Origin of the sequence: Dietzia sp. B44 (assembly GCF_014145245.1) — a bacterium.
Classification (GTDB): Bacteria; Actinomycetota; Actinomycetes; order Mycobacteriales; family Mycobacteriaceae; genus Dietzia; species Dietzia natronolimnaea.
The window spans coordinates 3,477-14,133 of sequence record NZ_JAALEF010000300.1 but is presented as its reverse complement, the minus strand read 5'-3'; the positions used below and the strand labels follow the sequence as shown (position 1 = coordinate 14,133).

At 61.8% G+C, this 10,657-nt stretch carries 12 protein-coding genes and 2 pseudogenes; 6 read left to right on the top strand and 8 right to left on the bottom strand.

All coding sequences use genetic code 11. The features are described from left to right. Positions 1 to 29 precede the first annotated feature (29 nt). Positions 30 to 170 (top strand): annotated as a pseudogene (locus tag G6017_RS17440) (IS3 family transposase); the annotation flags it as partial. A 129-nt stretch (positions 171 to 299) separates the two neighbouring features. On the opposite strand, the gene G6017_RS10590 reads toward G6017_RS17440, so the two are convergent. From G6017_RS10590 to G6017_RS10575, 4 genes are all read right to left on the bottom strand, one after another. Further along, on the bottom strand, positions 300 to 815 hold the full coding sequence (locus G6017_RS10590) for a glycosyltransferase (RefSeq protein WP_182617286.1): 516 nt from the start codon (positions 813 to 815) through the stop codon (positions 300 to 302). Between the two features lie 395 nt (positions 816 to 1,210). Then, complete coding sequence (wecB, locus tag G6017_RS10585) at positions 1,211 to 2,335, bottom strand: non-hydrolyzing UDP-N-acetylglucosamine 2-epimerase (protein WP_206682429.1); 1,125 nt, start codon at positions 2,333 to 2,335, stop codon at positions 1,211 to 1,213. A gap of 5 nt (positions 2,336 to 2,340) precedes the next feature. Continuing rightward, positions 2,341 to 3,459, bottom strand: a complete 1,119-nt coding sequence (locus G6017_RS10580) for a polysaccharide biosynthesis C-terminal domain-containing protein (protein ID WP_182617282.1) — start codon at positions 3,457 to 3,459, stop codon at positions 2,341 to 2,343. Then, the gene (locus G6017_RS10575) at positions 3,456 to 4,475 is read right to left on the bottom strand and encodes a polysaccharide biosynthesis protein (protein ID WP_194307838.1); all 1,020 of its coding nucleotides are present in this window, start codon (positions 4,473 to 4,475) and stop codon (positions 3,456 to 3,458) included. The genes G6017_RS10580 and G6017_RS10575 overlap by 4 nt, the downstream gene beginning before the upstream one ends. Positions 4,476 to 4,664: 189 nt before the next feature. On the opposite strand from G6017_RS10575, the gene G6017_RS10570 reads away from it, so the two are divergent. From G6017_RS10570 to G6017_RS17435, 4 genes are read left to right on the top strand one after another with little or no spacing between them, the layout of a single operon-like run. Beyond that, the gene (locus G6017_RS10570; protein ID WP_241731477.1) at positions 4,665 to 5,660 is read left to right on the top strand and encodes an MraY family glycosyltransferase; all 996 of its coding nucleotides are present in this window, start codon (positions 4,665 to 4,667) and stop codon (positions 5,658 to 5,660) included. Further along, positions 5,657 to 6,907, top strand: coding sequence for a glycosyltransferase family 4 protein (locus tag G6017_RS10565; protein ID WP_182617278.1), 1,251 nt, complete (start codon positions 5,657 to 5,659; stop codon positions 6,905 to 6,907). Before G6017_RS10570 ends, G6017_RS10565 begins: the two co-directional genes overlap by 4 nt. Then, positions 6,904 to 7,824 (top strand): NAD-dependent epimerase/dehydratase family protein, encoded by a 921-nt coding sequence (locus G6017_RS10560; RefSeq protein WP_182617276.1) that lies wholly within the window; start codon positions 6,904 to 6,906, stop codon positions 7,822 to 7,824. The genes G6017_RS10565 and G6017_RS10560 overlap by 4 nt, the downstream gene beginning before the upstream one ends. Beyond that, positions 7,755 to 8,366: a dTDP-4-dehydrorhamnose 3,5-epimerase family protein gene (locus G6017_RS17435; protein ID WP_524536284.1), complete on the top strand. Its 612-nt coding sequence runs from the start codon at positions 7,755 to 7,757 to the stop codon at positions 8,364 to 8,366. The genes G6017_RS10560 and G6017_RS17435 overlap by 70 nt, the downstream gene beginning before the upstream one ends. Here the strand turns inward: G6017_RS17435 and G6017_RS10550 are convergent. The 3 genes and pseudogenes from G6017_RS10550 to G6017_RS10540 all read right to left on the bottom strand — a co-directional run. Further along, a pseudogene (locus G6017_RS10550) lies at positions 8,363 to 8,575 on the bottom strand (transposase); the annotation flags it as partial. The gene G6017_RS17435 and the pseudogene G6017_RS10550 sit on opposite strands and share 4 nt — an antisense overlap. A 393-nt stretch (positions 8,576 to 8,968) precedes the next feature. Then, positions 8,969 to 9,172 carry a hypothetical protein gene (locus G6017_RS16810; RefSeq protein WP_524536283.1) on the bottom strand — a complete coding sequence of 68 codons (204 nt, stop codon included), beginning with the start codon at positions 9,170 to 9,172 and terminating at the stop codon, positions 8,969 to 8,971. A 36-nt stretch (positions 9,173 to 9,208) separates the two neighbouring features. Beyond that, the gene (locus G6017_RS10540; protein ID WP_524536282.1) at positions 9,209 to 9,607 is read right to left on the bottom strand and encodes a winged helix-turn-helix transcriptional regulator; all 399 of its coding nucleotides are present in this window, start codon (positions 9,605 to 9,607) and stop codon (positions 9,209 to 9,211) included. A 79-nt stretch (positions 9,608 to 9,686) separates the two neighbouring features. On the opposite strand from G6017_RS10540, the gene G6017_RS10535 reads away from it, so the two are divergent. Beyond that, positions 9,687 to 10,094, top strand: coding sequence for a RidA family protein (locus G6017_RS10535; protein ID WP_182617271.1), 408 nt, complete (start codon positions 9,687 to 9,689; stop codon positions 10,092 to 10,094). Positions 10,095 to 10,287: 193 nt separating this feature from the next. Here G6017_RS10535 and G6017_RS16805 read toward each other — a convergent pair. Then, positions 10,288 to 10,657 (bottom strand): GMC oxidoreductase (locus G6017_RS16805; RefSeq protein ID WP_241731475.1); only part of this gene is annotated, 370 nt, incomplete at its 5' end.

Genomic DNA, 10,657 nt, shown 5'->3' with positions numbered 1-10,657 from the left:
TACACCACTTCTAGGGGCTTGACCCCGTCACCGATGCACTCCGCGAAGCCGAGATGCAGGGCTCGATCGGCAGCGTCGGTGACGCTCTGGACAACGCCCTCATGGTGTCCACGATCGCGCTGTACAAAACCGAACTAATCGACCTAGAGACCACACGCGGGTGGACTGGCCACACCTTATGAAATGGTTCATCCGACCACCGGTCGAAGCTCGCCTCTCGGACTCCCATCGAGACAAGCGCGAGCAATTCTTGGCTCGGGATGATAGCCAATCTGGCTCGTGCCTGCGCCTGATGGCGCTCAATGGCCATAGAGTCGCGTAAGGTTTAGTGTCTTCCCAAGTCGGTTCCACTGGGCACGTACTTCACTAGGGGAAACAAAACCCTTGTTGAACGCTTCACCCGGGCTAGATTGCATCCCTAGCCATGTGGGCTCTACCCCGATCGTCGCGGCGAGTTCAAGGTGGACGGGAATTGGGCTTGCTATTAGTCTCTTGGCTTGCACGGCCGCCTCAAGGAAAGAAAGGCTGAGGGTTTCTAACGCGCTTGGAATAACTACTGCATAGGCCTGCCGAATTGCGTATTGCATATCGGCGTGCGGAAGCTGGTAGATCTCAACGGAGGACGGTTTTTCGGCAGCTTTCTTTCTCAGTAACTCGGAGCAACCCGACCGGTCTTCGGGCCCTACAAAGTGGAGCGCCAGTTTATCCATGGAAGTCGACTGCAGCACTTCAAGGCACTCTAAAGCCAGATCGGGGCGCTTGTACCACGTAACGGTGCCGGGAATCACAAGGACATTATCGTACTTGGTCTGCATAACTGCCGCAGATGGCTCCTCGGTTCTGATAATCGAACCATGGATAGGTGATACCACAACCTCCCGTATGTCCAGCCACTGCGACGCCTCAGCGGCTGAGTTGGACAGAAAAACCACCTTTCGGGCCCGCTTGATATTGAATGCGGCAAGTCGACGTCTAGCAATCATCCGACTTCTCATGGGCGCGGGGTATAGACGCAGGAGGGAGATGAAAACGCTTTCTGGAATTACGTTCCAAGCGTTCTGTACCAAGACGGAGTCAAATGCTTGAAGGCTAGGCCGAGCCGTTTCGACCAGTGCATTATGTCGATCCTCTATAGCGAAGCCCGCAGCTTCCAGGTTCCGTTGGACGACAGACCCGCCCAAGGAGCGCCTCGGAGTCGTGCGTCGCAGATTCACGAGCGTATACCTGCCCACTGGTGATGCCGGTGCGCGGTGGAGAGAATGAACTTGACCGTTCGTTCGGAGGTGTTATCGATAAGATAATCATCGGGTGTTAGATGGCTCACTCCGTCACGTGTGTAGCCGGAGTTCATAGCGATCTGTATAGCTGACACGACGTCGTCGGCGTTCAGTCCAGTCATCATCATCCCGCCGGTCTCGAGAGCTTCTGGGCGCTCAATTGAGTCGCGGAGGGTAATTGCAGGAAATCCGAGGATCGATGACTCCTCTGCAATCGTGCCCGAATCTGATAGGCAGCAAGCTGCAGATACCTGGAGCTTATTGTAGTCGTGGAATCCGAGCGGACTCGAGAATGTAATGCCCTTTGGCTCGGACCAGTTGGGGAGTGCCTCAAGTCGCTTACGCGTCCGCGGATGAGTGGAGACGAAGATCGGTAGCTTGTAGTGGGCGTAGACGGCCGTCAAACAGTCGAGCAACATCCGGAGACGCTCGGGTGAGTCCACGTTCTCCTCGCGGTGAGCTGAAACGAGGAAGTACTTGCCCTCCTCTAGGCCCTTGTTCGCTAGAACGGTGGATGCATTAATTTGCTCTCGGTAGGCATTCAAAACCTCACGCATCGGAGAACCTGTCTTGAGGATCCGGCGCGGATGGAGGCCCTCCGCTAGGAGATTTCTCCGAGCGTGCTCGGTGTAAACGAGATTAAAGTCGGAGACGTGGTCCACCATTCGGCGGTTTGTCTCCTCTGGAACGTTTAAGTCGAAGCAGCGGTTTCCGGCCTCCATGTGATAGGTCGGGATCCGCAGGCGACGAGCCATTAGTGCGGCGATACACGAGTTGGTGTCGCCAAGAACCAGAACTGCGTCGGGGCGCTCTTCGCGCATCACCTTCTCCGCGGCGATTAGAGTTCCGCCGAGGACAGTCCCGAGGCTCGAGGTATCAACTCCGAGCATGTGGTCCGGCTGACGTAGACCAAGGTCCTCAAAGAAAACCTGGTTGAGCGTGTAGTCGTAATTCTGCCCGGTATGGACCACGACGTGCTCGATGCCGGCGGTCGAATCCAGCCGATGGATTACGCGAGCCAGACGAATGAGTTCGGGGCGGGTGCCGACGACGGTCATGACTTTCAATTGGATATCTCCTCAGTGGCTGGGAGGACGGGCTCGGGGAAGGTATCCGGCGCGTCAGGACGGAAGAGTTCATGGCTCCAAAACTGGGTGAGCAGAGTCTCATTGCCAATGTTGGTGATGTTGTGGACCCAGCCGACAGGCATGTCGATTGCCGTAGGCTGGTTGCCGGTCACGTGAAAATCCAACACCTCGTCGGTGAACATTTTGCGGAGGCTAATTCGAGCAGTTCCCTGGATCACCGCGAAGCGTTCGATCTTGCTGAGGTGGTAGTGCTCGCCTCTGGTTATGCCTGGGACGGTGGTGCTGAAGGAGGACTGGCCCTCGCCTCCGCGGCAGCGAACGGTCTCGACGAATGAGCCACGGGGATCGGAGTGCGGGATGAGTTTGATCGGGTAGTGATCAGGGAAGAGCTGCGCACGGTAGGTGTTGAAGAGGTTTACACGGAATTTAGTGCTGATATCTGGGATTTCGCCGCTCGGGGAGTAGGAACTGTGAAACTCCTGGAGTAGGTTCCATACCGCCACGACGCCTATCAGCTCGCCCTCTGGACGGAGTCGCTCTTCGGGGCACTCCAGGGCCGCGATCAAGGACTGTGCCGCGTCCTGAGCATGGAGTAACTCCACCACGTTGTCGTTGATCCGCGGAGTTTCGCCGTGGATTATCGACCTTACAAAGGTAGCGACAAACGAGTTGTAGTTTGGAACACCGTGCTCGCCGAATAGGTTGGGCAGGCATACGTCCACAAAGTGTCCGCCGCCCGCCCGGGTCGCTTCAGTTATCAGTGTCTGCGCCGTCAGCTTTCCCCGGCCGTAAGCATTGTTCTGGCTGACCTGTATGGTGCCCGACATTACGACCCGGAGTGTTCGGCCCGCCGCAGTGATTGCCTGCGCGAGGTCAGCCCCGAGCTGAATATTGCCTCGCTCTACCTCGTTGTCGCTCGCTGCCCGGTTGACGCCCGCGATGTGAATGACGGCGTCAGCGTCAGCGAGGAGCGACGCCAAGTCGGACCAGTTGTGCCGGGACACCGGGACGACTTCGTGGTCCGTGAGTGCGGTGAGGCGAAGACGGGTATGCCAGCCGAGGAAACCTTCGGCGCCAGTCAGAACGACCCTCATCTGTTCAACTCCGCCATGACCTGCTGCATCTCGGGTAGCGAGGAGATGAGGGAAGCGGCCTGCTCGACGGTCATCTGTTCAGTGTTGTTGGAATCAAAATCTTCGGCTTCCCTAACTTCGGAATCGCCTTCATCGACGAACACGGAGTATTGGAGAGAACGAGCGTCAAGTGGAACCTTGAAGTAGTCACCTTGGTCGGTAGCCTTTGCCTTCTCTTCGCGCGAGAGGAGAGTCTCGTACATCTTCTCGCCATGTCGAATGCCGATGCGAGCGATTTCTGGGTCATCGATGCCCATGACCTTGGCCGTGGCTCGCGCGAGCGTGTCGACAGTGCAGGCGGGAGCCTTCTTCACGAAGAGATCGCCCGGCTCGGCATTGAAAAAGGCATGTTCGACCAAGTCCACAGACTCTTGCAAACTCATGAGGAAGCGGGTCATTGAGCCTTCGGTGAGTGTGAGGGGCTTGCCTTCGCGGATCTGACGTACGAAGAGCGGTATGACTGACCCGCGCGAGTACATCACGTTGCCGTACCGGGTCACCGACACGGTGGTCTTTGAGTCTGGGTTGTTTCGCGCGAATGCCTGGGCCGTCTTCTCCATGAGCGCCTTGGACATCCCCATCGCGTTGACCGGGTACACGGCCTTATCCGTAGACAGGCACACGACAGACTTCACGCCTAGCTTGTGGGCCGCCGTGATGACATTTCGGCTGCCATCCACATTGGTCTTCACGGCCTGGTCAGGGAAGAACTCGCAGGATGGAACCTGCTTCAGCGCGGCCGCGTGGAAAACGAAGTCCGCGCCGACGAACGCGTTCTCGACGCTCTCTCGGTCACGAACGTCGCCGACGAAGAACTTGAGGCGGGGCTCGTCCATCCGCGACCGCATTTCGTCCTGCTTGGCTTCATCGCGGCTGAACACATGGATTTTCGCCACGCCTTGGTCGAGGAGATACCGGGCCATCGTTGACCCAAACGAGCCGGTACCTCCGGTGATCGCAATGGTTGCGCCGGACAAGCGAGGTGACACTGAATAGACTCCTGAGCAGGTAGGTCGGCTGGCGATCGGCTTATTCGACTCTAATGTGTCGAGCGTTCGTGAGGTGTGCCGCGCCGAATTCTCAACCACGTGGGGGTACTACCCCCTTGAAGTGGGCGAAGTTGCCGCCGGTGCCTTCCGAACCATTTGTTGTGAGACCCTCTTGCCATGAAGCCCCCTGGTCTCGACGCGCTCCTAGTGTCCGCTTTCTCCACCGCTGCGGCGGGGCCCTTGGTCAGGTCGTGGCTTCGTCGGCGCCAGAGTTTTGACCACCCCAATGACCGGTCGTCGCATACTATCCCGACTCCTCGGGGCGGTGGTTTGGCGTGTGCGGCCGGTGCGCTCGCTGGCTCGCTGGCGGGGCAGCGTCGTGGGAACGGGCCCTCTAGAGAATGGATCGGGGCCAGCGTCGTACTGGGAGCGGTGGGACGTCTAGACGATGTCTCGGGCCTGGGGCCCCTGCCTCGGTTGGGAGCTCAAGCCGTTGCCGGTGCGGTGACCGGCGCAAGGGCGGGTGGTCTGGCAGGTGCTGCATTTGGGACCGTAACGGTTCCAGCGATCATCAACGCGTTCAACTTCATGGACGGCATCAACGGGATTTCCGGCGGGACAGCCGCCGCCTGGGGGCTGTCGGTCGCCACACAACCGGCACTATCTCCGCAGCTTCGCGCGCAGGGTGCTCTCACGGCAGGGATGGGCGCGGGATTTCTTCCCTACAACGTCCCGACGGCATCGATGTTTCTGGGCGATGTAGGCAGCTACCTGCTCGGTTCGGGAATCGCGGTGACAGTGGTGGAGGGCTCGTTCCTGGAGGGGAAACCCGATGCACGAGGAGCCCTCGGCGTGCTTGCGCCCCTCGCCCTGTATCTCGCAGACACCGGAACTACTATCGTCCGCCGAGCGCTACGCGGTGAGTCCGTGACCGAAGCTCATCGAGAGCACGCGTACCAGCAACTTGTGCACGAAACCGGGTGGCCGCACTGGATGGTTTCTGCCCTCGTGGCCGGCGCGACTGCGGTATGTGGTGCGGCTGGGCGATCGGCGCACAGTGCTGCCGCGATCGGGCCTATCGTCGCGGGCTATCTCGCGGCGCCCGGACTTCTGAAACGTGCCGGAGTCTCGAAGACCGATTCTGTGGAGTCAACGGTCGGAGGTGTTGCATGAAGATCGGGTACGTCACGCAGTGGTTCGATCCAGAAACAGGCTCGGCCGCTACTCCTGGAATCATTGCCCGAGCGCTCACTGCTCGTGGCCACGACGTCGAGGTGCTCACCGGCTTCCCGAACTACCCGGAGGGGCGCTTGTATGACGGGTACGGGATAGCGCCGTACAAGCGTGAGGCGCGCGGCGGGATGACGGTGCACCGGGCGCCACTCATTCCGACGCACGAGTCGAGAGCGATCTCGAGGATTCTCAACTACTCCAGTTTTGCTGCGGGGGCGACGGCAGTCGGTGCGCGGGTGCTTCGTGATGCAGACGTGGTGCTGGTGCACTCAACACCCGCCACGGTCGCCGTGCCTGCGCTCGCCGCGAAGGCCTTGTACGGAGTGCCGTTCGTTCCCATGATCCAAGATCTTTGGCCGGACACGGTCACCTCCAGTGGATTTTTGGGTGACAACCCGTCCTCCGGTGTGGAGCGCACGCTGCACAGATTCTGTGATTCGGTGTACCGGCAGGCAGCGCACATTGCTGTTATTTCGCCGGGGATGTCGGATTCGATCCAACGGCGAGGTATACCGCCGGAGAAGATCACCTTTGCTCCCAACTGGGTGGATGAGACAACATTCCATCCAGAGTTGAAGGACGACGAGCTTCGCCGCTCGTTCGGTTTGGACCGCCCTTTCGTCGTGATGTACGCGGGCAACTTCGGTGAATTTCAGGCGCTTGACGTGGTGTTGGCCGCCGCAGAGCGGCTGAAGGCACGGACGGACATCCAGTTCGCCCTGGTGGGAGGGGGTGTGATGGAGCAACCCCTCAAACGAATCGCTGCAGAGAAGCGGCTCGACAACATGGTCTTTGTCCCTTCGCAGCCGTTCTCGGCAATGACGAAAGTGCTCGCACTGGGGGATCTCCACCTCGTCTCACTGCAGGACCTGCCCTTGTTCCGAATTACGTTGCCGAGCAAGTTGCAGGCGACACTGGCGGCGGGCAAGCCACTGGTCGGCACCGTTCGCGGGGACGCCGCCACAGTCATCAAAGATTCCGGGGCCGGGCGGACGTCCAGTCCCGGGGACCCTGACGACCTCGCCAGAGTGGTGACTCAAATGGCCGACGACCCGGAAGGGACGGCGGCAATGGGTCGGGCCGGTCGCGAATATTACGAGCGAGTGTTCTCTGAAGACTCGTCAGCAGGCCGCCTTGTGTCGGTACTGGAAATGGCAGCGAGCAATCGAAAGCGAGGCCGTCGATGAAGATCGCAATTGTAGGCGCGTCGGGGTTTGTTGGCTCGGCACTCAAGGGGGTGCTGTCCGAGCAGGGGCACGAGGTGTCCGAGGTGCGTGCGCCGCGCGTGGCGCACGCAGACGCGGCCGGCGGTCTTGATGCACAGGGTGCAGCTGTCGACGAGCTGGTATTTGAGTTCGAGGGACTCAACGCAGTTGTGAACTGCTCGGGCAATCCGGATGCCTCCGAGCAGAACGGCGAAGAACTGATCGCTGCCAATGCAATCTCCCCGGCCGTAGTTGCTCGGGCAGCAGCGCGCGCTGGCGTCGGGCGTTTGGTCCACGTCAGTAGTGCCGTTGTTCAAGGGCGGCGTCCTCAGCTCGACGAGACGGACTCCACGGAAGAGTTCTCGGCGTACGCGTACTCGAAGGCAGAAGGCGAGCGCCTGGTCCGGCAAGAATCGCCAACTTCGACGATCTATCGCCCTCCGAGTGTGCACGCAGAGAGCCGCCGGGTGACCGCGATGACCGCGAAGATCGCCGGTTCGCCTCTGGCGACGGTGGCGGCGCCGGGGAGTCAGCACAGCCCACAGGCGCTCATCGGCAACGTTGCGTCAGCGATCGCATTCTTAGCCACCACGGACAAGGAGCCGCCAGCCATTGTCATTCATCCCTGGGAGGGATTGACGTCGTTGGACGTCATGGAATTGCTCGGAGGCAAACGACCAGTCGTCGTTCCCCGTGCACTCGCTCGGGGGGTGTGCAATGGCCTTGAGCTGACTGGACGTAAGGTCCCGGCCGTCGCGGCCAACGCCCGGCGTGTCGAGATGCTGTGGTTCGGTCAGGACCAGGCCGATTCGTGGCTGACTTCAGCTGGATGGACGCCGCCATACGGGCGGGATGCATGGCGGGCGCTGGGGGAGACCATAAGGAGTCGGCGGGCGTGAATCATCAACCTCTCGAGATTGCCGGAGCATTCGCGGTTGCTCTCCCGGGTAGCTCGGACGAACGAGGCCGGGGGATCGAACTGTTCCACGGAGGCCGATGGGAAGGTCTTATCGGACACGAGTTCGTCGTATCCCAGACCTCACTTCTGCATAACAACGAAGGGACACTTCGAGGGCTCCACCTTGCCGAGGGCGGCCTACAGAGCAAACTCATTACCTGCGTCAGCGGGCAGATCTGGGATGTCCTCGTAGATCTCCGGCCGGGCTCGCAGACTCACGGCGTCCACGCGGTCGTCGAGATGTCAGGTACAGATCCGACGACCGTCTTCTGCCCACCGGGAGTCGCGCACGGGTTCGTCAGTATGTCGAACGACGCGATCGTGACGCTAACCGTCAACGTGCCCTTCGCAGTAATCCCTGAGCGTGCAATCGCGGCATTCGATCCGGAGCTGGGCATCCCGTGGCCGGTCTCAGAAGCCGAATGTGTTCGGTCCGAACGGGACCAGAATGCACTGCCGCTTAACCGGCTTTTCCGGAATTAAAGTGCGTTGATCCGGTTCTGGAGCTGTCCGGAGTGGATTATTAACCGCAGGATGTAGTGGTTGAGGTTTCGTAAGCCCAGGGCGATTCCGCGGAGGTGTTCGAGGCGGCCATTGATGGCCTCGACGGGTCCGTTAGAGGCGTCCACGTCGAAGTTGGCGAGATTTTCGCGGTGCCGCTTCCACAGCGACAGGGCGAGCTGGGCGAGCTCAGCTCAGCCCGGGTGTTCAACGTCCGCCGGATGCCGTACAGCGGATCGCCGGAGCGGCCCCGGTGAGGTATCTGCACGCCGACGGGGGCGCGGCGTTGACGTCCAAGCCACTGTCTTCGTTGGTGGTGGACCTCCACGGAGATGGCCTTGCGGTGGTCGCCGATCAGCCCGTCGTACACCTTGCCGTTAGTTGCGCCCGGCGCCGTGCGTCGTGGGCGCCGTTCGCGCCGACCGGCGCGCGCCTACCGCTTAGCGCGCCGACCCGGGGCCGTTCTCCATGCCCACGCCACCGCCTGCGGGCGGGAGGTCACGCCCATCTTCCGGTAGGCAGACCGCACGAAGGGGAGAGGTAGCACCTCTGGGCAATCTCCTCGTTAGACAGCTGCTGCACGATCAGCCCGGCCAACTCGGACTCCCGCGGCGAGAGGCCGGCCTGCTTGGCCGGTCAGCGGTCAGCGAGATGCCCGGCTGGTTCTGGGACACGCTCCAGGACAGGTCGACCTTGCCTGTGGCCGAGTTGAACTGGAAGCGGGCTCGCTCGGGGTTGTTGGCGATCGCCAGGTACAGGCTCATGTAGGGCTCGAGCCCCGCCGGCAGGCGTGGGCTCGGCCGTCAACCCCGGCCCGGGCCGGATTAGCCCTGGGCGGGCTCGGCGTCGAACAGTCCGCGAGCGCGCTCGATCTCCTGCAGGTGCGCCGAGGCCCACCCGAGGAGGGCGTCGATCGGCTCGCGCGCCGTTTGGCCGAGCGGCGTGATCCGATACTCCACCGCGATCGGCCGGCTGCTGAGCAACCGACGCTCGATCAGCCCGTTGCGCTCAAGGCGGCGCAGGGTGGCGGACAGCGACTTCTGCGAGACGGCCGGGATCGCCCGGCGTAGCTCGTTGAAGCGACACGGCGCCTCGCACAGCTCGTTCATCACGGCCAACGACCATTTGTCCAGAACCTGGCCGAGCAGTTCCCGGTGGGCCTCGGTGACCTGGATGTCGTGTTCGCGCGCAGGAGTCGTATCGGGCTGCGGAGTAACAGGCACGGCACCTAGTTTCGTTGAAGTGACCTGCGGTGACCAAGTAGACAATGGATACCTACTCGCTCCCGACCTCTGGAGAACCATGACCGTCACCCTGACCAGCCCCGCCGGCCTGCTGCCCGGCGCCCCGTACCACCACGTTGCCACCGCCACCGGGGCCCGCCACGTGTACGTGGCCGGACAGGTCGCGCACATGCCCGACGGCGCGCCGATCCCCACCGATCTCGCCGGCCAGGTCGCGCAGGCGCTGCGCAACGTGGCCCGCGCGCTTGACGGCGCCGGCGCGACGTTTGCCAACGTCGTGAGGCTGACCGTCTACGTGACGCAATGGCAGCCGGAGAAGATCGGCGAGTTCATGGCCGGCGTCGAGGCGGTCGCCCCCGAGATCGGCCTGTCACTGCCGATGCCGCCGGCCTCGCTCATCGGAGTCCAGATGCTCTTCGAGCCCGAGGTGCTGGTGGAGATCGAGGCGACCGCGGTTCTGGACTAGGGAAGCGTGGGTTCGCGGGGCAGTGCGTTCTTAATCCGCTCATGAGCCATTCGGGCAGGAGACTCCGAGGTGAGTAGCCGGCTTTGTCGTCGTCGTTCGGTTATCCCGCCCCACCCACCAGAACGGCGCACGGGCCGGACCCCGGTGGGGATCCGGCCCGTGCGGCGTCGCCCGTCCGTACCGGGCCCAGAAACTACTGCAGGTCGTTCGCGACGATCGCGTCCATGTTCCGCTCCGCGAGCGCGGTGATGGTGACGAACGGGTTCACGCCCACGTTGCCCGGGACGAGGGATCCGTCCACGACGTAGAGGCCGGGGTATTCGTGGAGGCGTCCGTGGTTGTCGGTGGCCTTGCCGAGCAGGCAGCCGCCCAGGGGGTGGTAGGTGAAGTCGTCGCCCCAGGTCTTGTACACACCGAACAGGTCGGTGCGGTAGATGGTGCCTTCCTTCTTGTTGATCTTGTCGAAGACCCTCTTGGCCATGGCGATGCCCGGTTGGTTCTGGGACACACTCCAGGTCAGGTCGACCTTGCCTGTGGCGGCGTTGAACTGGAAGCGGGCCCGT